We start from the raw sequence: 19,619 nt of genomic DNA, 5'->3' as shown, positions 1-19,619 counted from the left end.
GGAGATCGCCGACGATGCTGACGGACAGCGAGCGCGCCCTCGCGCGGGCCGTGCTCATCCATGGCCCGATCGCTCGCAGCGCGCTCACCAACCGGCTCGGCCTGTCGCCGGCGAGCCTCACACGGCTGGCGAAGCCGTTCCTCGATCGTGGCTACCTCGTCGAGCTCGACGATCTGGCCGACGGCACGGTGGGGCGCCCGGTGCGACCGCTCGACGTCGCACCCGGCCTCGGAGTCTTCGCGGGCGTCAAGATCACCGGCGACGCCGTCCATGCGGTGGTCACGGACGTCCGTGCCGGTCTCGTCGCTCAGCGGACGGTCCCGCTCGCCACGCATGAACCCGAAGGAGTCGCAGCAGTGATCGCCGGAGCGCTCCGCGCCATGACGGACGACTCCCTCGTCGGTGTCGGTGCCGCCCTCGGCGGTGCTGTCGCCGACGGCACGGTGCGTTATGCCCCGTTCCTCGGGTGGGAGGGGGTGGACTTCGCGTCGATCCTCGAGCGTGAAGTCGGCGTCCCCGTGACGCTGGAGAACGATCTCGTCGCGCTGACCGAGGCTGAGCGCTGGTTCGGCCTCGGCCGAGGCATCCCGGGTTTCGTCGTCCTGACGATCGGAGTGGGCGTCGGCTACGGGCTCGTCGTCCACGGCGAGGTGGTCCACTCCGCGGAAGCGGGTCTCGGCCTCGGGGGGCATATCCCGCTGAGCGACACCGGCCCGCTCTGCCAGGAGGGGCACCGCGGATGCTCGCAGGCGATGCTGACATCGGGTTCGATCGCCGCGCAGGTGTCGGCGGCACTGCAGCGCACGGTCACCTATGACGAGGTCCTCGCGCTGGCGATCGCCGGTGAGCCGGCCGCCGCCGCGGTGGTCGATGCCGCGGCCGATGCGCTGGGCAGGTTCATCGCGCTGGCGGCCAACCTGACATTCCAGAGCGCGGCGGTGCTGGCGGGCGACGGCATCGGGCTGTTCCCGATCGTCGAGGATCGGATCCGCGCCGCGATCTCGGCGGGTCGGGACCCGCGAGCGCAGCCCGTGCAGCTGTTCGTCGACGACTCCGGATTCACCGCCTGGGCCCGGGGTGCCGCAGCCGTCGCGATCCAGGCCGCGGTCGACAGCCTGCAGTTCGACTGACGCACTCTCGCGCGCGAGGGCCCACGGCGACCGTTTCGAAACGGTCCGGAATATTCTTGGTGCGCACACGTTGCACGAGATACATTCATTTGCATGGATTCGCACGACGGAGAACCCGCACGGCGAAAGAGCGGAGAAGCGATCGTGAGCGAGAGCACCACGTGGTCGGGTATGCAGTTCGGCATCTTCACGGTGTCCGACATCACCCAGGACCCGACCGACGGCACCACGCCCAGTGAGGCGGAGCGGATCAAGGCGACCCTGAAGATCGCCCAGCACGCCGAGGAGGTGGGCCTGGACGTCTTCGCGCTCGGCGAGCACCACAACCCGCCGTTCTGGTCGTCGTCGCCGACCACGACGCTCGCGTACATCGCGGCGCAGACCGAGCGCCTCATCCTCTCGACCGCCACGACGCTCATCACCACGAACGACCCGGTGAAGATCGCCGAGGACTACGCGATGCTGCAGCACGTGTCGGATGGCCGCGCCGACCTCATGATCGGGCGCGGCAACACCGGCCCGGTGTACCCGTGGTTCGGAAAGGACATCCGCCAGGGCCTGCCCCTCGCGATCGAGAACTACAACCTGCTGCACCGCCTCTGGCGCGAGGACGTCGTCGACTGGGAGGGCCAGTTCCGCACGCCGCTGCAGGGGTTCACCTCGACCCCGCGTCCCCTCGACGGCGTCGCGCCCTTCGTGTGGCACGGCTCGATCCGCACCCCCGAGATCGCCGAGCAGGCCGCGTACTACGGTGACGGCTTCTTCGCGAACAACATCTTCTGGCCCAAGGAGCACTACCAGCGCCTGATCCAGCTCTACCGCCAGCGCTTCGCGCACTACGGTCACGGCACGCCCGAGCAGGCGATCGTCGGCCTCGGGGGGCAGGTCTTCATGGCTGCGAACTCCCAGGACGCGGTGAAGCAGTTCCGCCCGTACTTCGACAATGCGCCGGTCTACGGCCACGGCCCGTCGCTCGAGGACTTCAGCGAGATGACGCCGCTCACGGTGGGATCGCCCCAGCAGGTGATCGACCGATACGCCGCGATGCGGGAGACGTACGGCGACTACCAGCGCCAACTGTTCCTCATGGATCACGCCGGTCTGCCCCTCAAGACCGTGCTCGAGCAGCTCGACATCCTGGGCGGCGAGGTGGTTCCGGTGTTGCGCAAGGAGCTGCAGAAGAACCGGCCGGCGGACGTTCCGGATGCCCCGACGCACGCGAATCTCGTGACCGCGAAGTACGGCGACGAGGCGCCGCGCCAGGCCGTTCCCGGCGCGAACCGCGGCGACAACCTCGTGGGCGCGAGCCCCTACGCCGACACCCCCGCCCCCGCGGGCGCGGCGTTCGGTCTCGGCCGGAAGGAGGCGTGACATGACCAGCTCCGCACGCCGCATCGCAGTGATCTCGGCCGGACTGTCGAACCCGTCGTCGACCCGCATGCTGGCCGACCGGCTCGCCGCAGCCACCGCGAAGCAGCTCTCCGAGCGCGGCATCGAGGTCGAGGCCGACGTGTTCGAGCTGCGCGACTACGCGCACGACATCACGAACAACCTCCTCACGGGGTTCGCGCCTGCGGCGCTCGAATCGGTGATCAACGCGGTCGTGTCGGCCGACGCGGTCATCGCGGTCACGCCGATCTTCTCGACGAGCTACTCGGGACTCTTCAAGTCGTTCATCGACGTGCTCGACCCCGACGCCCTCACCGGCAAGCCCGTGCTGATCGGCGCGAACGCCGGCACCGCGCGCCACTCGCTCGCGATCGACTATGCGATCCGGCCGCTGTTCACGTACCTGCACGCCGAGCCCGTCTCGACCGGAGTGTTCGCCGCATCCAGCGACTGGGGTGCGTCGGCCGACAACATCGCCCCGCTGGGCGAGCGGATCGACCGCGGCGCCCGGGAGCTCGCCGAGGCGATCGCGCGCCGTGAGCCGGCCACCGATGCCGATCCGTTCGACCCCGCCAACTACCTCGGTGAGGACCGTTCGTTCGGCCATCTGCTCGGCGGTCTCGCGGGGGAGTAGCCCTCAGCCGAGAACGACATCCTCCGGGGCGCGGAGGGGACGCCACGCGTCCTCTCCGCGCACTGTCGTGCGGGGGAGCACATCGGCCTCCACGAGCGGGCCGAGATCGACGCCCGCGAGCTCCTCGATGTCGCCGATCGGCACCTGGAACGTGCGGAACGCGCCCAGCACCGGCACCCCGAGCACGCCCTCGCTCAGGTCGATCAGCTGCGACTGGTCGAGCACGAAGCCTGCCGCCGCAAGCCGCGGCTCTCCGTCGTCGTGCGGTGTCGCCCACGCGGCGACCTTGAAGAATCGTCGCGGAACACGGATGCCGCGGTACGGCGGATCGTCGTCGTGCAGCACCGGTGCGGTGAAGACGCTGAGGCGTTCGTCGGTCGTCTCGGCGAACTCGAGCACGTGGTCCTCGAGGCCGAGCCACAGCTCTTTGGACTGGTTGAACCCGCTCGCCTGCGGCGCCGCATTCGGATACGTGAACGTCGCCTCGGTCGCGCGCCGCGCCTCGGCGGCCGAGCCCCAGCCCGGATCCCGCCGGCGCACCAGGTGCCCCCGATCGAGGTCGTTGGAGGCGTAGACGGCGGGCCCGGCCTGCTCGGTCGCGGGAACGCGCGCGTCGAGCTCCCAGTCGCCGGTGCGCGGGAGGTCCTGCAGCGTCGCCCCGTCGATGTTCACGCCGGTGACGACCGCGAGCCGGCGCTGCGGATCGAGGAGCACCGTGAACCGGGGGTAGGTCAGCTCGCGCACCGCGCGCCCGTCCGCCGGATGCGGGAGGGGGAGCGGGATGCCGAGGAAGCCGTCGTCGTACGCGTCCGAGATCACGTCTGCCACGACTCCATCCTGGTCTGCGCGGGCGACACCGCGCGTTGCCACGCGTCACTCATCGCCCGTCGCCCGCCGGGCTCGCAGCCGGCGCGCGAGCACCGCGTCGATGGCCAGCCCGAGGCCGACCGCGAAGACCACCGAGACCACGACCGCGACGACCGGGCCGCCGGGCACCAGCGTCGCGACGAGCGCCCCGATCAGAGCCTGGTAGATCGCCCACGCGAGCGCGGCGAGGCCCGCCACCGCGAGGTAGCGCGGCGCCGGAAGCCGGGTGGCTCCCGCCGTCAGGTTGACCGCGAGTCGTGCGAACGGGATGAACCGGGCGGTGAAGAGCACGAGCGCCGCACGGCGCTCGAGCCGCAGCCGGGCCCATGCGAACGCGGCCTGCGCGCGGGGTGCGCGCATCCAGCGCCAGCGCTCGAGGCCGATCGTGCGGCCCACGAGATAGCACGCGACATCGCCGGTCAATGCGGCCGCGGCTGCCACGAGCACGATCGCGGCCAGCGCCGGCTCGCCCTGAGACACCGCCAGCGCCCCGAGCGCGGTGACGGCCGCCTCGCCCGGTATCACCACCAGGAACGCGTCGCCCAGCACCAGCACGAACAGCAGCGGCAACGCCCACGCGCTCGACGCGATGCTGGTGAGCAGGTCCTCGACCATGTCTTCTTGGTAGCCGCCTGCGGTGAACGGCGACGGAACGGGGCACGTCCGGTGACCCGCCGCGGTGCATCCGGTGAACTCTTGCGCACGGACGCCGGTTCGCGGCATCCGTCCTCCTTCGTCCCGTCACCCTGGAGGCGTGAGAGTCGCACTGCTCGCCGAATCGTTCCTGCCCCACATGAACGGGGTGACGGGGTCGGTGCTCCAGGTCCTCCGGCATCTGGCCGCCGAAGGACACGAGACCCTCGTCATCGCACCGCGTGCCGGGGAGATCACCACCGATCTCCACGGCGCCCGCACCGAGCTGCTGCGCTCGGCGCCCCTGCCGTCGTATCCCGAGGTGCGCGTGGTGTTCGCGCGCGCCGCCCGGCTGACGGCGATCCTCCGCGAGTTCCGGCCGGATGTCGTGCATCTGGCGTCGCCGTTCGTCCTCGGCTGGCAGGGTCTCGCGGCCGCCGACGCGCTGCGCGTGCCCTCCGTCGCCGTGTACCAGACCGACGTGGTCGCGTACGCGGAGAAGTACGGGATGCCGCAGGCCGCCGCGCTCGTCGGACGCCACATCGGGCGGCTGCACCGACGGGCGACACTCACCCTCGCGCCGTCGACGGCGTCGCTGCAGCAGCTGGAGGGCCTCGGCGTCGACCGCCTGCGTCGCTGGGGGCGCGGCGTCGACGCCCTGCGCTTCGGTCCCGAGCGGCGCAGCGACGGCTGGCGTGCGCAGGTGGCGCGGGGTCAGGCGATCGTCGGCTACGTCGGCCGCCTCGCCCCCGAGAAGCAGGTCGAGGATCTCGCGGCGCTCGCCGGGCTCCCGGGGACGCGCCTCGTGATCGTCGGCGACGGACCCTCACGTCCGGCGCTCGAGCGCGCGCTGCCCGACGCCGTCTTCACCGGGCACCTCGCCGGAGCCGCGCTCGCCGAGGCGCTCGCGAGCTTCGACGTGTTCGTGCACCCCGGCGAGAGCGAAACGTTCGGGCAGACGATCCAGGAGGCGCTCGCCAGCGGCGTGCCGGTCGTCGCGACCGGTGTCGGCGGACCCGTCGACCTGGTGCGATCGTCGGTCGACGGCTGGCTGTACCGGCCCGGAGACCTGGTCGACCTGCGCGCGCGGGTCGCCGATCTCGTCGGCGACGACGGCAAGCGCCGCGCGTTCGCTGCGGCTGCCCGCGAGTCGGTGAGCGAGCGCACGTGGCACGCCGTCTGCAGCCGCCTGGTGGAGCATTACGACGAGGCACGGATGCTGCGGCCCATCGACGACGCGCAGCCTCAGCGTGCGGCGACCCGGCCGGCGGTTCCGACGCCCGCTCCGCCGCGCTCGTGGTCGCGGTTCGTCGCGCTCGGCGACTCGATCACCGAGGGGCTCTGCGACGCCTCGCGGATGCCGACCGGGCGGTACCGCGGGTGGGCGGACCGGCTCGCACAGCTGCTCGCGCACGCCGGCGGCTCCGGCGAGCCGTTCCGCTACGCCAACCTCGCGGTGCGCAGCCGTCGGGTACGGCACGTCGTCAGTGAGCAGGTGCCGCAGGCGCTGGCACTGCGGCCGCAGCTGGTCTCGATCCTCATCGGGGCCAACGACCTCGTCGCGCGCCGCGTCGATCCGATCGCCGTCGCGCGCAACCTCGAGAAATCCGTGGAGCAGCTGCGCGCAGCCGGCATCGACGTGCTCCTCGTGACGCCCTTCCTCCCGCGTCGGCGCCCTGCGCGGCTGTTCGGCCGCCGGTTCGCGGTGTTCTCGTCCGAACTGCGCCGGATCGCCGCATCCACCGGCGCGGTGCTGCTCGACACCGACGCGTTCCTCGACGCGCGCGGGCTCCCCGCCATCGGCGACCTCGACCTCTGGGCCGACGACAAGGTGCACCTTCGCCCGCGCGGCCACCGGTACCTCGCGTACCGCGCGGCCGAGGCGCTCGGGGTGCCCGACGCCGAGGCCCTCGGCGAGCTCGACGCGAGTCTGCACGCCGACGACGACCCGGTGCTTCCGGGCACGTGGCTGCGCCGCGACGCCCTGCCGTGGGTGTGGCGACGCCTCCACGGACGCACGGCCGGCGACGGGCTCGTCGCCAAGCACACGGACTACGTGCTCATCGGCGGTCCGGGCGACGTGCCTGCTCGCGTGCACGCCGGCTGAGGCATCCGTTCCGTCTCTTCAGTCCGCCTCGCCGATCGTGCGCCGGGCCAGCAGCGCGGCCGCGAAGAAGCAGAGCGCGCCGACGCCCGTGCCGAGGTTCGCCCACAGCGGGCTCAACAGCTCGCCGGTCGACGGCACCACGAACGCCGCGACCGCCGACACCCCGAAGGCGATCGAACCCAGCAGGTTGAGGCCGGTGCCGTGCCACGTGCGCGCGTCGCGATCCCACAGCGTCCCCCGGTCCTTCGTCGCCGCGACCGCCAGGACGCTGGAGACGAGGAAGGCCGCGGAGCCCCATGCGTCAGGCCGCCATCCGGCCCCGACGTAGTCCGGATCCGCGATCGCGGCGATGAGGGCGGCGGCGGTCGACACGTTGAACAGGAGCGTGCCGGCGAACTGGATGGCGGCGGCCCACCAGTCGAAGCGGTCGGCCCGGTTCATGCGCGCGTCCGGCGTGCGGCGCCCGCTCAGCAGCAGCTGGATGAGACCCGCCGTGGTGAAGAAGATCGATCCGGCGAAGAACGTGACGTTCGCGCCGACCGGACCCGCCCACGCGGCGTAGGCCGGGACGACGCCGACGAAGAACAGCGCCGACCCGACCGCGAAGCCCCAGGACTCCCGCCGGAGTCGCCGGATCCGCCGCGCGGCCGGGTCCAGCGGTCGTCGCGCGCTCAATGGTGGAAGCTGGGGCCGATGCCGGGGTGGGGCATGGGGCTGTCGAGCGAGTCGAGGAACTCGGTCTCGTTCTTGATGTCCTTCATGAGGTCCTCGGCGAGGTCGCGACTGAGCCCGTTGCGGCACACGATGCGCATCACGGTCTGATCCGACAACTCGCCCGACAGCGGATACGCGGGGACGAGCCATCCCTTGATCCGCAGTCGCTCGGACAGGTGGTACAGCGTCCACTTGTCGGTGTGGCCCTCCTTGAGCCGCCACGCGAACACGGGGATGTCGGTGCCGTCGCTGAGCAGCTCGAACGCGTCGAGCTCGGCGATCGCCGACGAGAGGTACACCGCGACGTTCTGCGAGGCCTGCTGGATCGCGGTGTAGCCGGCGCGACCGAGGCGCAGGAACCGGAAGTACTGCAGCAGCACCTGCGTGCCGGGCCGGGAGAAGTTGAGCGCGAAGGTCGGCATCGAGCCACCCAGGTAGCTCACCTTGAAGACGAGGTCGTCGGGCAGCGCCGCGGCGTTGCGCCACACCACCCAGCCGACGCCCGGGTACACGAGCCCGTACTTGTGCCCCGACGTGTTGATGGACTGCACGCGCTCCACGCGGAAGTCCCACTCGAGGTCGGGCTGCAGGAACGGCGCGATCATGGCACCCGACGCGCCGTCGACGTGCATCGGGATGTCGAGCCCCGTCTTCTCCTGGATCTCGTCGAGCTTCGCGGCGATGGCCTTCACCGGCTCGTACGCGCCCGTGTAGGTGACGCCCACGATCGCGACGACGCCGATCGTGTTCTCGTCGACGTAGTCCTCGAGCCCGATGCCGTCCATCAGCGGGTGCTCCGCGGTCACGGGCACCAGCCGCATCTCGACGTCGAAGTAGTTGCAGAACTTCTCCCAGCACACCTGGACCGCCGAGCTCATGATGAGGTTCGGCTTCTCGGTGGACTTCCCCGCCGCGCGGCGTGCGTGCTGCCAGCGGCGCTTGAGCGCGAGGCCGCCGAGCATGCACGCCTCGGACGAGCCGATCGTCGACGTGCCGATCACGTCGTCGTTGTCGGGGACGTTCCACAGGTCGCCGAGGATTCGCCAGCAGCACTCCTCGATGGCGGCCGTGGCCGGGTACTCGTCCTTGTCGATCATGTTCTTGTCGGCGGAGTCGACGGCGAGCTTGTTGGCGTAGTCGTCCATCCATGTGCCGACGAAGGTGGCGAGGTTCAGCCGGGCGTTGCCGTCCAGCATCGTCTGGTCGCGGATCACGCGGTACGCCGTCTCGGGCAGCATCTCGCCCTCGGGGATGACGTTGTACCTCGCGGTCGTCGCCTCCCCGGCGCGTGTGAAGGTGGGCTGGAGCGCTTCGTCCTGGTACATGCATCCTCCGTCGCTTGCGGGCCTGTCGCGCGGGCGCGCCTCGGGGCCTGCGATGCCCAGTCCACCGCGCCCCGATCGGTCCCTTCGGTGCCGAAGCTATACCGCTGAGGTCGCGCCGTCATCCCCTGGATCGCGTGAGAGGGCGATGTTCGGTCGCTGTTCTCCTACGGAGGGGACGGATGCTGCGCCCACGCGTACTCGGACTCCGGCCGGCCGCGCGTGCCGTAGCGCGCCGCGCGCTGCGCTCGACCCTCGGCCACGAGGTGCTCGAGGTAGCGACGAGCGGCGACGCGCGACATCCCCAGCCGCTCCGCGGCCTCCGCGGCCGAGACAGGGCCGCGCTCGCGCACCTCGTCGCTGATGCGGGCGAGTGTGTCGGCCGAGAGGCCCTTCGGCAGCGCGACCGGCGTCGCCGGACGCAGCGCCCCGAGGAGCGCGTCGATCTCGGCCTGCGTCGGCGCGCCCGCGGCTTCGGCCGCGCGTCGACGGAACTCGCGGTACTGCTCCAGGCGCTCGCGGAAGACCGCGAAGGTGAACGGCTTGACGACGTACTGCGCGACGCCGAGCGACACCATCTGCCGCACGACGTCGGCGTCGCGGACACCGGTTATCGCGATGACATCGACGGCGGCGCCGCGGGCGCGCACATGCCGCAGCACGTCCAGCCCCGTGCCGTCCGGCATCGTGACGTCCAGCAGCACGAGGTCGATCTCGTTCCCGCGCTCCAGCACGGCCTCGATCGCGGCACGAGCGCCCGTGCACTCGCCGACGGACTCGAAGTCGTCCAGGCGCGCGAGGTAGTCCCGGTGCAGCTCGAGCGTGAGCGCGTCGTCGTCGACGAGGAGGACACGGATCATGTCGCCCTCGCCGGAAGGGTGACCACGAAGACCGTGGGGTCGTCGCGCAGCTCCACGTGACCGCCGGCGCTCGCCACGATCGAGCGCACGAGCGCGAGGCCCACCCCGCGTCCCTCGGCTCCGCCCGGCTTGGTGGTGAAGCCATGCTCGTAGATGCGCTCGCGCAGCGCCTCGGGCACGCCGGTGCCGCTGTCCGACACCTCCAGCCGCAGGGCGGCAGGGGAGGAGGGCGTCTTCCCGAACACGACGCGCACCCAGCGAGGCGGCTCCGCCGCGGCCGCGGCATCCATCGCATTGTCGATGAGGTTGCCGACCACCGATACCGCGTCGACGGGCGACAGCACGCTTCGTGGCGCATCCGGGTCGATCTCGGCCGACCACTCGATGCCGCGCTCACGCGCCTGGGCCGCCTTGCCCAGCAGCAGCGCCCCCACGGTGGGGTCGCCGCCGCGCCGGGCGGCCACCTGGTCGACGAGCTCCTGGCTCTGCCGAGACGTCTCGGTGAGGATCTCGATCGCCTCGCTCGTGCGGCCGAGCTCGAGCAGCGACACCGCGGTGTGCATGCGGTTGCCGTGCTCGTGGGTCTGCGCGCGCAGCGCCTCGCCGAGCGTCCGCACGGACTCGTACGACGCGACCGCGTCGCGGATCGTCCCGGCGGGCAGGTCGCCCGCGACGCGCCGCGTCGTGCGACGGGCGAGCCACGCGCCCACGAGGCCCGCAGCGAGGAGGGCGAGGGCGATCGACACGACGAAGGGCAACCGCGGCAGGATCTTCGACCAGATGCTGCCAATCGTGACGCCGACCGAGACCCAGCCGACGACTCCGCCCTCGGCGGTCACCGGCACGATCGTCCGCACCGACGGGCCCAGCGTGCCCGTGAACTCCTCGGTGAAGACGCTCGGCGTGCTCGGGATCGTGCCGAGGTAGTGCCGGCCGATCTCGGCGGGGTCGCGGTGGCTGACGCGGATGCCGTCCGGGGTCATGATCGTGACGAAGTCGAGGCCTGTCTGTGCCATCACGTCGGCCGCGAGCGGCTGCAGCGCTGCCGAAGGGTCGGGCGCGCTCAGGGACTCCGCCACCTCGGGCAGTGACGCGAGAGACGAGGCGACGGCCCGCGTCACCTCCTCCGCCTCATTGCGTTCGGAGCGCTCCGCGTCGAGCACGAGCACGGCGGCGAGGGCGGCGACGATCACGGCCGCCGAGACGGCGACGACGACGAACACGCGCGATGCCGCGCTGCCGTGCTGCGTCCTCGCTGACATGGCCCTCCTCATCGATGCCGCCGCCTCCATCCTCGCCCGTCGAGGGCGCCGGGGGGAGTCCGCGGGTGCGACCAATACGACCGTAAATCGCCGGTTGCCGCCGCGGCGCGCACGCTGTGTCACACGCCGCACTCTCGAGCGGCACCGCGGAAACACCGCCGTTTCATCCCGCAGGAGGCAATGATGGCTCTCTCGACCCGCACCACGTCCTTCACGCTCCCCGGCTTCAACTGGAGACGTGGCAAGCAGGCGTGGGACAAGCACACCTGGCTCTACCTCTCGGTCATCGCCGCCGTCGTCCTCGGCGCGATCGTCGGGCTGGTCTGGCCCGACGTCGGCGTCGCGCTCAAGCCGCTCGGCGAGGGCTTCGTCGCGCTCATCAAGATGATGATCGCGCCGATCATCTTCTGCACGATCGTGGTGGGTGTCGGATCCATCGCGAAAGCGGCCACCGTCGGCAAGATCGGCGGTCTCGCGCTGCTGTACTTCATGGTGATGTCGACATTCGCGCTCGCCATCGGCCTCGTCGTCGGCAACCTGCTGCACCCGGGCGAGGGCCTGAACATGGCGAGCGCCACCTACGAGGCGACCGCCGAGGCGAAGACGACCCAGGAGTTCATCCTCGGCATCATCCCGACGACGTTCTTCTCGGCCTTCACCGGTGAGAGCGTGCTGCAGGTCCTGTTCATCGCCCTGCTCGTCGGCTTCGCGCTGCAGCAGATGGGCGACAAGGGGGCGCCGATCATGAACGCGGTGAAGCACCTGCAGGCGCTGGTCTTCCGCATCCTCGGCATGATCCTGTGGCTCGCGCCGATCGGAGCGTTCGGCGCCATCGCCGCCGTGGTCGGCAACACCGGCATCGCCGCGATCTGGGCTCTCGGCACGCTGATGATCGCGTTCTACATCACGTGCGTGCTCTTCATCGTGGGCGTCCTCGGCACCCTGCTGTACGCCGTCACCCGCGTGAACATCTTCAGCCTCATCAAGTACCTGGCCCGCGAGTACCTGCTCATCGTCGGCACGTCCTCCTCCGAATCGGCGCTGCCCCGCCTCATCGCGAAGATGGAGCACCTCGGCGTCTCGAAGCCGGTGGTGGGCATCACCGTGCCGACCGGCTACTCGTTCAACCTCGACGGCACGGCGATCTACCTGACGATGGCCTCACTGTTCATCGCGAGCGGCATGGGCGCCCCGATGTCGATCGGCCAGCAGATCGGCCTTCTCGTCTTCATGATCATCGCCTCGAAGGGTGCGGCCGGCGTCACCGGTGCGGGCCTGGCGACGCTCGCCGGCGGTCTGCAGGCGTACCGGCCCGACCTCGTGAACGGCGTCGGCGTCATCGTCGGCATCGACCGGTTCATGTCGGAGGGCCGCGCGCTCACGAACTTCACCGGCAACGCCGTCGCGACGGTGCTGATCGGCACGTGGACGAAGGAGTTCGACGCCTCCCGCGCGCGCCGCGTGCTCGCCGGGGAGCTGCCGTTCGACGAGACGACCTTGTCGGGCGACGGTCACGACGGGATGTCGCGCGCCGCGGACGCGGTCGGCGTGCAGGGACTCGAAGAGGCCGCCGTCACGGAGGCGGAAGCCAAGGAGCGCCGCGCCCGCGAACGCGAGCAGCTGCTGTCGCGCTGAGCGGACGGAACGGGCGGGCGCGGGTCGGACCCGCGCCCGCCCGTTCAGTCGTCCGGCGCGATCTCGCCGGCTTCGATCGCCGACTCGCGCTCCTCGAGTTCGAGCTCGTCGACGTCCTCCTCGACCGCTTCGAGCGGGTCGATGGTCGGCGGCGGGAGCTCGAACTCCACGCCGTCGTCGACGGGCACGTCGCGCTCGTCGTCGGGGATCCGCTCTCGGAAGTCGCTCATGGCCTGCTCGCGATCACTGCTCGCCGTACGGCGGCAGCTCGTCTTCCTCGATCTCGCCCGCGAGGGGAGGGGCGTCGTCCTGACCGTCCAGGTCGGGCAGCTCGTCGGCCTCGTTCGAGATCTCGTGGAACGTCGGGTCGAAGACCATGGCCTGCTCCTATCCGCTCTTGCGACGGAACTCGCGCTTCGTGACCGCGCCGTGCGTGCCGTGGATCGCGGAGTCGCCATCCATGTGGGCCTCGCCCTCGCGGTGATTCGCGTTCTTCTTGTCGAGTGCTTCCTTGAATTTGCGCTTCATCTCATCGGATGCCGCAGACGCCGGCTTCTCGTCGGTGCTCATGCCCCCACCCTAGGCGCGGCATCCGACGCTCGCCAGGGTGGGGGTCAGCGGGCATGCTGCTGATAGGCTTGGGCGGGTTGCCGTGTGGCAACCGCTCAATTCCACATGTGAGCACTGTGCTTCAAATGGGCACTGTGGAGCAGGCCGGCAGGAAGCTGGTCCCCTGTGGTGGATTCCCCGCCGGACGACGTCGGGTGATCTTCTACTGGTGACCAGCGCTGGCGAACCCCGCGGCACTCCCGCGCGCCGAGATCTGCCTGTTCCTGCTCCTTCGCACAAGCTCGTGCGCGAAACGCGCGTGCGAGCCTAAACAAAGAAGGAGAGACCTCTTGGAAGGTCCTGAAATCACCGCCGCTGAGGCCGTTCTCGACAACGGCCGCTTCGGCACCCGTACCGTCCGGTTCGAGACCGGACGACTCGCGCAGCAGGCACAGGGTGCCGTCGCCGCGTACCTCGACGAGGAGACGATGCTCCTGTCGGCGACCAGCGCCGGCAAGTCGCCTCGTGAGGGCTTCGACTTCTTCCCGCTGACCGTCGACGTCGAAGAGCGTTCGTATGCCGCGGGCAAGATCCCCGGTTCGTTCTTCCGTCGCGAGGGCCGTCCCTCGACCGAGGCGATCCTCGTCTGCCGTCTCATCGACCGCCCGCTGCGCCCGTCGTTCGTCGACGGTCTCCGCAACGAGGTGCAGATCGTCGTCACGGTGCTCTCGATCGCGCCGGGCGAGTTCTACGACGCGCTCGCGATCAACGCTGCCTCGCTGTCGACCCAGATCTCGGGTCTGCCGTTCTCGGGCCCGATCGCCGGTGTGCGCCTCGCGCTCATCCCGGGTCACGGCGAGCACGCCGACCAGTGGATCGCGTTCCCGACGGTCACCCAGCTCGAGGAGGCCGTGTTCGACCTCATCGTCGCCGGTCGCGTCCTGCCCGACGGCGATGTCGCGATCATGATGGTCGAGGCCGAGGCCACCGAGCACAGCTGGAACCTCATCAAGGCGGGGGCCACCAAGCCGAACGAGGAGATCGTCGCGCAGGGCCTCGAGGCCTCGAAGCCCTTCATCAAGGAGCTCGTCGCGGCGCAGAACGTCGTCGCCAACACCGCGGCGAAGGAGATCAAGGAGTTCCCTGTCTTCCTGCCGTACAGCCAGGAGACGTACGACTTCGTCGCGCACCGCGCGTACGACAAGCTCGTCCCGATCTACCAGATCGCCGACAAGCAGGACCGCCAGAACGCCGACGACGAGCTGAAGGACGCCGTCAAGGCGGAGCTCCTCGCCGCCGTCGAGGCGGGCGAGCTCCCGGCCGTCGCGACGATCGAGTTCTCTGCCGCCTACAAGTCGGTCACCAAGAAGATCGTCCGCGGTCGCATCCTCGCCGAGGGCGTCCGCATGGACGGTCGTGGCCTGGCCGACATCCGTCCGCTCGACGCGGAGGTGCAGGTCATCCCGCGCGTCCACGGCTCGGCGATCTTCCAGCGCGGCGAGACCCAGATCCTGGGCGTCACCACGCTGAACATGCTCAAGATGGAGCAGCAGATCGACTCGCTGTCGCCGGTCACGAGCAAGCGCTACATGCACCACTACAATTTCCCGCCCTACTCGACCGGTGAGACCGGCCGTGTCGGCAGCCCGAAGCGTCGCGAGATCGGGCACGGCTTCCTGGCCGAGCGCGCACTCGTGCCGGTGCTGCCCAGCCGCGAGGAGTTCCCGTACGCGATCCGTCAGGTGTCCGAGGCTCTCGGCTCGAACGGCTCGACGTCGATGGGCTCGGTGTGCGCCTCGACCCTGTCGCTGCTGAACGCGGGCGTGCCGCTGCGCGCTCCCGTCGCCGGCATCGCGATGGGTCTCGTGTCGGACGAGGTCGACGGCCAGACGCGCTACGCCGCGCTGACCGACATCCTCGGCGCCGAGGACGCCCTCGGCGACATGGACTTCAAGGTGGCCGGCACGAGTGAGTTCGTCACCGCGATCCAGCTCGACACGAAGCTCGACGGCATCCCGTCGTCGGTGCTCGCCGCGGCGCTCACGCAGGCCAAGGACGCGCGCCTCACGATCCTGGGCGTGCTCAACGCCGCGATCGACGGCCCGGACGAGATGGCTCCGACCGCCCCGCGCGTCATCAGCGTGCAGATCCCGGTCGACAAGATCGGCGAGCTGATCGGCCCGAAGGGCAAGACGATCAACGCGATCCAGGACGAGACCGGCGCGCAGATCTCCATCGAGGAGGACGGCACCGTCTACATCGGTGCGACCGACGGCCCCTCGGCCGAGGCGGCCCGCGCTCAGGTGAACGCCATCGCCAACCCCACCAACCCGGAGGTCGGCGAGCAGTTCCTCGGAACGGTCGTCAAGATCGCGACGTTCGGCGCCTTCATCTCGCTGCTGCCCGGCAAGGACGGCCTGCTGCACGTCAGCGAGGTCCGCAAGCTCGCCGGTGGCAAGCGCGTGGAGAACGTCGAGGATGTGCTCTCTGTGGGTCAGAAGCTGCTCGTCAAGATCACGAAGATCGACGACCGCGGCAAGCTCTCGCTCGAGCCGGTGCTCGAGGAGGCTGCTGACCAGGAGGGTCGCGCTGCGGCCAGCGAGGGCCCGGAGGCTCCCGCCGAAGGCTGACTCCTCGCCGTCCGGTGATAGCCGGTCTGGAATCACGGATGCCCGTCCCCGAAAGGGGGCGGGCATCCGTCGTAAGTCGTCCGGTAGGTGCTTGGCGCATGGTGTCCGCCGAACAGGGGACATATCCCCTAGGGATCAGCCCTTCGTGACCAAAGCGTTATGTAATGTTTATCCATAGTTCGCCTCAGGGAACGGCGCCCTGTCCGGACTGGCCTACCCTTTGTGTAAGCGCCGGGGGGCGCGCATAGTGATCACGACTCCCGTAAGGGATCTCGTGAGGGGGTGGCACATGGCTTACTTCGGCGTTGACTCGACGCTCCCGTCGTCGAGTCCGGATGCCGCGCCCGCGCAGCCGGGCGCCGTCGTGCGCGGCCCGCACCCCTCTGCTCCGATCCCCGTGCAGGGCCCTTCGATCGGCAGCAACGTGCGCGTCGCGCTCGGTGAGAGCGGCTCGCACATCTTCCCCCTGATCCTCGGCGCCGCCGAGTTCGGGTGGAACGTCGACCTCGAGTCGAGCCACGCGATCCTCGACACCTACGCCGAACTGGGCGGCAACGCCGTGCACACGGCCGACAGCTACTCGAGCGGTCGCAGCGAGCACATCATCGGCCAGTGGCTGCAGTCCCGCGGCCTTCGCGACGACATCGTCCTCGCCGTTCGCGTCGGCGGCCATGCCGACAACCCCGGTCTGGGCCCGGTCAACCTCGTGCGCGCCGTCGAGGCTTCGCTGACCCGCCTGCGCACCGACCGCATCGACGTCCTCTACCTCGACGCGACCACCGATCGTGCATCGTCGCTCGAAGACACGCTCGCCACGGCGGAGTGGCTCGTCGAGACCGGCAAGGTGCGGGCGCTCGGCGCGATCGGCTACAGCGCCGCGCAGCTCGTCGAGGCGCGCATCTTCGCGTCGGCGGGCTACCCCCGGATCGCGGTGCTCGACGTCCCGTTCAACGTGCTGCGCCGCCACGAGTTCGACGCCGACCTGCGACTCGTCGCCGGGGCGCAGGGCATGGCGGTGACCCCGTCGCACGCGCTGGAGCACGGGTTCCTCGCCGGCCGGCAGCGCTCGAAGATCCGTGGTGCCCTCTCGGTGCGCGGCGCGCAGCTCGCGGCGAACCTCAACCGCCGGGGGAGTCGGACGCTGCGCGCGCTCGACGCCGTCGGCGCCGATCTCGGCGTCCCCGATGCGGCCGTCGCGGTCGCCTGGCTGCTCTCGCAGAAGCTCGTCACGGCGCCCATCGTGAACGCGTACGCGCCGCAGCACGTCGAGGAGCTCGTGCAGGGCGTCGGCGTCCGCCTCAGCCGCGGCCAGCTGTCCGACATCGGGCGCGCCTCGGAGTAGTCGCACCCGCGCTTGGGACTCGCCGTCCACAGTCGCTGAATCGCCCCGGCGACGTGTCGTAGGCTGGATATCGTGCCTTTCCCCAGGGCACGGGATCCCCGACGGAGTGAACTGCGTGACGCACTACATCTACCTCGTGCGGCATGGCGAACATCAGGATGCCGAGCACGGACTCGTCGACGGGCCGCTGTCGCCTCGCGGCCGCCGGCAGGCCGCACTGCTGGCGGACCGGCTCTCCGGGGTGCCGTTCGACGCGCTGTGGCACTCGCCGCTCGAGCGCGCCAGCCAGACGGCCCGCGCGGTCGCCGAACGGATGCCGTCGCTCACGCCCGAACCGTCCGCGCTGCTGTTCGACTGCGTGCCGACGGGCATGACCGACGAGACGCCCGCCGCCTTCGAGCCGTTCTTCGGTTCGGTCACCGACGCCGAGGTCGAAGCCGGCCGTGCGCAGATGTCTGACGCGACGAGCGAGTTCCTGGCGCGCAAGCGCGGCGAGGTGCACGAACTCCTGATCACCCACAACTTCGTGATCGGGTGGTTCGTGCGCGAGGTGCTGCAGGCGCCCGACTGGCGCTGGATGACGCTCAACCAGGCGCACTGCGGCCTGACCGTGATCGCGCAGAAGCAGGGGCGCCCGTGGACGCTCCTGTCGCACAACGATCTCGCGCACCTTCCGGTCGAGCTGCGGACCGGCCTGCCCGAGGTCTACCCCGTCTGATCCGCCTCCGCGTTCAGAGCACCTTGCCGTACCAGCGGGACGCGTTCGGGTTGTCGTTGTAGGGCTCGATCGCGACGAATCCGGTGCGCGCGTAGAGCGCGCCGGCGGCCTCGAGCGAGTGGTGCGTGTCGAGCACGAGCTCGGCGGCGCCGAATCCACGGGCGCGCTCGACGAGCCCCTCGACGAGCAGGCGGCCCCACCCCCGCCCGCGTGTGACCGGCCGCAGGTACAGGTGCTTCAGCTCGTACCGCGGGCCGAGCGGCCCTTCGGGGATGAGACGGATGCCTCCGCAGCCCTGTGCGACGCCCGCGTCGTCGTCGAGCAGGACGAAGACGCCGGCGGGCGGCGCGAAGGCCGCCGGATCGGGGAAGGTCGTCCGGTACGCGACGCCCTGGTCGGCGAATCCTTCGGTGCGGGTCCGGAAGTACTCGGCGAGGAGGTCGTGGGCATCGGGCGCGTCGACGGGGGAGGGTCGGAGAGTCACCACGGCCTCCAGCGTAGGCGTCTGCCGCGGTCGGCAGGCCCGGCCGCTCGCCGGCCCCCGCCTAGGATGGAGGCATGACGACACGCGTGGCCATCGTCGGCGGCACCGGAAAGCTCGGAGCGATCATCCGCGACGTGGTCGACGCCGAACCCGGATTCGAGGTCGCCGGGGTGCTGTCGTCCCGGTCGGAACTGTCCGAGCTCGACGGCGCAGACCTGGTGGTGGACGCATCGACGCCCGCCGTGTCGATCGACGTCGTCCGTGCCGCGATCGAGCGCGGCATCAACGTGCTCATCGGCACCTCCGGCTGGTCGGCCGAGCGCATCGCGCTGGTCCGTCCCCTCGTCGAGGCCGCCGGCACGGGTGCCGTCTTCGTCCCCAACTTCTCGCTCGGCTCCGTGCTGGGCTCGGCGCTCGCGGCCGCCGCGGCGCCGTTCTTCCCGTCGATCGAGATCGTCGAGGCGCACCGCGAGACCAAGATCGACTCGCCCAGCGGCACCGCCGTGCGCACGGCCGAGCTCATCGCGGCCGCGCGTGACGGCGTCGGCCCGGTCGAGTCGCCGCACGTCGACCAGCGTGCCCGCGGCCAGCAGGTCGCGAGCGTGCCGATCCACTCGCTGCGTCGCCCGGGCGTCGTCGCCCGGCAGGAGACGATCCTGTCGGGGGCAGGGGAATCGCTCACCATCGTGCACGACACTGTGGAGCCGGCGCAGGCGTACGGTCCCGGCATCCGTCTCGCCCTCGCCGCCGCGCGCGACGCGTCGGGTGTCACCGTCGGCCTCGACAGCCTGATCGACATCGGCATCGGTCGCCGCGCGGCGCAGCCCGACGGTCGGCCTGTCGACGAGGGTGGCGTGCCCGGCCAGGTCGCCCGCACGACCGGGGCATGAGCGCGCGCATCGGCGTCGCCGTCATGGCGGCGCTGCTCGCGCTGTACATCGTGCTCGTCGGGCAGCGCGCGTGGCTGCTGCTCGTGAGCGGCGACCCGGTCGGCATCGCGATGGGCGCGGCGCTCGTGGTGCTGCCGCTCATCGCCGCGTGGGCCCTCGGGCGCGAGCTGTGGTTCGGCGTGCGCGCGCAGCAGCTCGGCAAGCGGCTCGAGGCCGAGGACGCACTGCCGCAGGAGGAGGTCGCCGTGCGTCCGAGCGGCCGCGTGATGCGCGAGGACGGCGACGCCGTCTTCCCTGCGTATCGCGCCGCCGCCGAGGCCCACCCCGATGACTGGCGGGCGTGGTACCGGCTCGGACTCGCCTACGACGCCGCCGGCGACCGCCGCCGCGCACGAGAGGCGGTGCGGGCCGCCATCCGGCTCGAGAAGGCCGACCGCGCCGGCTGAACCTGGC

General features: G+C 70.8%; 20 protein-coding genes. 10 read left to right on the top strand and 10 right to left on the bottom strand.

What is annotated here, in order from left to right; all coding sequences use genetic code 11:
• Positions 1–14: 14 nt before the first annotated feature.
• From ASF40_RS14025 to ASF40_RS14015, 3 genes are all read left to right on the top strand, one after another.
• Positions 15–1,130, top strand: a complete 1,116-nt coding sequence (locus ASF40_RS14025) for an ROK family transcriptional regulator (protein WP_056370135.1) — start codon at positions 15–17, stop codon at positions 1,128–1,130.
• A gap of 171 nt (positions 1,131–1,301) precedes the next feature.
• The gene (locus ASF40_RS14020) at positions 1,302–2,501 is read left to right on the top strand and encodes an LLM class flavin-dependent oxidoreductase (RefSeq protein ID WP_157549776.1); all 1,200 of its coding nucleotides are present in this window, start codon (positions 1,302–1,304) and stop codon (positions 2,499–2,501) included.
• 1 nt (position 2,502) lies between these two features.
• Positions 2,503–3,153 (top strand): FMN reductase, encoded by a 651-nt coding sequence (locus tag ASF40_RS14015; protein ID WP_056370133.1) that lies wholly within the window; start codon positions 2,503–2,505, stop codon positions 3,151–3,153.
• Positions 3,154–3,156: 3 nt separating this feature from the next.
• On the opposite strand, the gene ASF40_RS14010 is transcribed toward ASF40_RS14015, so the two are convergent.
• Complete coding sequence (locus tag ASF40_RS14010) at positions 3,157–3,981, bottom strand: DNA/RNA non-specific endonuclease (RefSeq protein ID WP_056370130.1); 825 nt, start codon at positions 3,979–3,981, stop codon at positions 3,157–3,159.
• Between the two features lie 45 nt (positions 3,982–4,026).
• Complete coding sequence (locus tag ASF40_RS14005) at positions 4,027–4,743, bottom strand: DedA family protein (protein WP_235560245.1); 717 nt, start codon at positions 4,741–4,743, stop codon at positions 4,027–4,029.
• Positions 4,744–4,774: 31 nt separating this feature from the next.
• On the opposite strand from ASF40_RS14005, the gene ASF40_RS14000 reads away from it, so the two are divergent.
• Positions 4,775–6,760: a GDSL-type esterase/lipase family protein gene (locus tag ASF40_RS14000; protein ID WP_056370128.1), complete on the top strand. Its 1,986-nt coding sequence runs from the start codon at positions 4,775–4,777 to the stop codon at positions 6,758–6,760.
• 18 nt (positions 6,761–6,778) lie between these two features.
• Here the strand turns inward: ASF40_RS14000 and ASF40_RS13995 are convergent, their stop codons facing one another.
• The 4 genes from ASF40_RS13995 to ASF40_RS13980 form a co-directional block, all read right to left on the bottom strand.
• Entirely contained in the window at positions 6,779–7,435 is a 657-nt protein-coding gene (locus ASF40_RS13995; protein ID WP_235560244.1) for a YrhK family protein, read from the bottom strand.
• Complete coding sequence (locus ASF40_RS13990) at positions 7,432–8,799, bottom strand: glutamate decarboxylase (protein ID WP_056370126.1); 1,368 nt, start codon at positions 8,797–8,799, stop codon at positions 7,432–7,434. The genes ASF40_RS13995 and ASF40_RS13990 overlap by 4 nt, the downstream gene beginning before the upstream one ends.
• Positions 8,800–8,963: 164 nt before the next feature.
• On the bottom strand, positions 8,964–9,656 hold the full coding sequence (locus ASF40_RS13985; RefSeq protein ID WP_056370125.1) for a response regulator: 693 nt from the start codon (positions 9,654–9,656) through the stop codon (positions 8,964–8,966).
• Positions 9,653–10,918, bottom strand: a complete 1,266-nt coding sequence (locus ASF40_RS13980) for a sensor histidine kinase (RefSeq protein ID WP_056370122.1) — start codon at positions 10,916–10,918, stop codon at positions 9,653–9,655. The genes ASF40_RS13985 and ASF40_RS13980 overlap by 4 nt, the downstream gene beginning before the upstream one ends.
• Before the next feature lie 183 nt (positions 10,919–11,101).
• Here ASF40_RS13980 and ASF40_RS13975 point away from each other — a divergent pair, with 183 nt between their 5' ends.
• Positions 11,102–12,553 carry a cation:dicarboxylate symporter family transporter gene (locus tag ASF40_RS13975; RefSeq protein ID WP_056370120.1) on the top strand — a complete coding sequence of 484 codons (1,452 nt, stop codon included), beginning with the start codon at positions 11,102–11,104 and terminating at the stop codon, positions 12,551–12,553.
• Between the two features lie 44 nt (positions 12,554–12,597).
• On the opposite strand, the gene ASF40_RS13970 is transcribed toward ASF40_RS13975, so the two are convergent.
• The 3 genes from ASF40_RS13970 to ASF40_RS13965 are packed head-to-tail and all read right to left on the bottom strand — an operon-like array spanning position 12,598 to position 13,123.
• A complete protein-coding gene (locus tag ASF40_RS13970; protein WP_056370118.1) occupies positions 12,598–12,783 on the bottom strand; it encodes a hypothetical protein in 186 nt (61 codons plus the stop codon).
• Between the two features lie 13 nt (positions 12,784–12,796).
• Positions 12,797–12,931: a hypothetical protein gene (locus ASF40_RS21615; protein ID WP_268776132.1), complete on the bottom strand. Its 135-nt coding sequence runs from the start codon at positions 12,929–12,931 to the stop codon at positions 12,797–12,799.
• 9 nt (positions 12,932–12,940) lie between these two features.
• A complete protein-coding gene (locus ASF40_RS13965; RefSeq protein WP_056370116.1) occupies positions 12,941–13,123 on the bottom strand; it encodes a DUF5302 domain-containing protein in 183 nt (60 codons plus the stop codon).
• Between the two features lie 329 nt (positions 13,124–13,452).
• On the opposite strand from ASF40_RS13965, the gene ASF40_RS13960 reads away from it, so the two are divergent.
• The 3 genes from ASF40_RS13960 to ASF40_RS13950 all read left to right on the top strand — a co-directional run bounded on the left by ASF40_RS13960 (position 13,453) and on the right by ASF40_RS13950 (position 17,792).
• Positions 13,453–15,732, top strand: a complete 2,280-nt coding sequence (locus tag ASF40_RS13960; RefSeq protein ID WP_056370113.1) for a polyribonucleotide nucleotidyltransferase — start codon at positions 13,453–13,455, stop codon at positions 15,730–15,732.
• Between the two features lie 289 nt (positions 15,733–16,021).
• On the top strand, positions 16,022–17,074 hold the full coding sequence (locus ASF40_RS13955; protein ID WP_056370111.1) for an aldo/keto reductase: 1,053 nt from the start codon (positions 16,022–16,024) through the stop codon (positions 17,072–17,074).
• A gap of 115 nt (positions 17,075–17,189) precedes the next feature.
• Positions 17,190–17,792, top strand: coding sequence for a histidine phosphatase family protein (locus ASF40_RS13950; RefSeq protein ID WP_056370109.1), 603 nt, complete (start codon positions 17,190–17,192; stop codon positions 17,790–17,792).
• Positions 17,793–17,805: 13 nt separating this feature from the next.
• Here ASF40_RS13950 and ASF40_RS13945 read toward each other — a convergent pair whose 3' ends face one another.
• Complete coding sequence (locus ASF40_RS13945) at positions 17,806–18,279, bottom strand: GNAT family N-acetyltransferase (RefSeq protein WP_056370106.1); 474 nt, start codon at positions 18,277–18,279, stop codon at positions 17,806–17,808.
• A gap of 71 nt (positions 18,280–18,350) precedes the next feature.
• On the opposite strand from ASF40_RS13945, the gene ASF40_RS13940 reads away from it, so the two are divergent.
• Complete coding sequence (locus ASF40_RS13940; RefSeq protein ID WP_056370104.1) at positions 18,351–19,166, top strand: 4-hydroxy-tetrahydrodipicolinate reductase; 816 nt, start codon at positions 18,351–18,353, stop codon at positions 19,164–19,166.
• Entirely contained in the window at positions 19,163–19,612 is a 450-nt protein-coding gene (locus tag ASF40_RS13935; protein ID WP_056370102.1) for a tetratricopeptide repeat protein, read from the top strand. The genes ASF40_RS13940 and ASF40_RS13935 overlap by 4 nt, the downstream gene beginning before the upstream one ends.
• Positions 19,613–19,619: the final 7 nt, after the last annotated feature.

This window comes from Microbacterium sp. Leaf288 (assembly GCF_001422925.1).
In the GTDB taxonomy this organism is placed as follows: domain Bacteria; phylum Actinomycetota; class Actinomycetes; order Actinomycetales; family Microbacteriaceae; genus Microbacterium.
Note: the sequence above shows the minus strand (reverse complement) of the source record. Positions and strands in the feature narration are given on the sequence as shown.

What these genes read in the sequence shown, in the direction of transcription:
- ASF40_RS13965 (WP_056370116.1), bottom strand. Translation starts at nt 13,123, where the DNA reads ATGAGCACCGACGAGAAGCCGGCGTCTGCGGCATCCGATGAGATGAAG.
- ASF40_RS13985 (WP_056370125.1), bottom strand. Translation starts at nt 9,656, where the DNA reads ATGATCCGTGTCCTCCTCGTCGACGACGACGCGCTCACGCTCGAGCTG.
- ASF40_RS14015 (WP_056370133.1), top strand. Translation starts at nt 2,503, where the DNA reads ATGACCAGCTCCGCACGCCGCATCGCAGTGATCTCGGCCGGACTGTCG.
- ASF40_RS14005 (WP_235560245.1), bottom strand. Translation starts at nt 4,743, where the DNA reads ATGCCGCGAACCGGCGTCCGTGCGCAAGAGTTCACCGGATGCACCGCG.
- ASF40_RS13990 (WP_056370126.1), bottom strand. Translation starts at nt 8,799, where the DNA reads ATGTACCAGGACGAAGCGCTCCAGCCCACCTTCACACGCGCCGGGGAG.
- ASF40_RS13935 (WP_056370102.1), top strand. Translation starts at nt 19,163, where the DNA reads ATGAGCGCGCGCATCGGCGTCGCCGTCATGGCGGCGCTGCTCGCGCTG.
- ASF40_RS13940 (WP_056370104.1), top strand. Translation starts at nt 18,351, where the DNA reads ATGACGACACGCGTGGCCATCGTCGGCGGCACCGGAAAGCTCGGAGCG.
- ASF40_RS14020 (WP_157549776.1), top strand. Translation starts at nt 1,302, where the DNA reads ATGCAGTTCGGCATCTTCACGGTGTCCGACATCACCCAGGACCCGACC.
- ASF40_RS13975 (WP_056370120.1), top strand. Translation starts at nt 11,102, where the DNA reads ATGGCTCTCTCGACCCGCACCACGTCCTTCACGCTCCCCGGCTTCAAC.
- ASF40_RS14025 (WP_056370135.1), top strand. Translation starts at nt 15, where the DNA reads ATGCTGACGGACAGCGAGCGCGCCCTCGCGCGGGCCGTGCTCATCCAT.
- ASF40_RS13955 (WP_056370111.1), top strand. Translation starts at nt 16,022, where the DNA reads ATGGCTTACTTCGGCGTTGACTCGACGCTCCCGTCGTCGAGTCCGGAT.
- ASF40_RS13980 (WP_056370122.1), bottom strand. Translation starts at nt 10,918, where the DNA reads ATGTCAGCGAGGACGCAGCACGGCAGCGCGGCATCGCGCGTGTTCGTC.
- ASF40_RS21615 (WP_268776132.1), bottom strand. Translation starts at nt 12,931, where the DNA reads ATGGTCTTCGACCCGACGTTCCACGAGATCTCGAACGAGGCCGACGAG.
- ASF40_RS13970 (WP_056370118.1), bottom strand. Translation starts at nt 12,783, where the DNA reads ATGAGCGACTTCCGAGAGCGGATCCCCGACGACGAGCGCGACGTGCCC.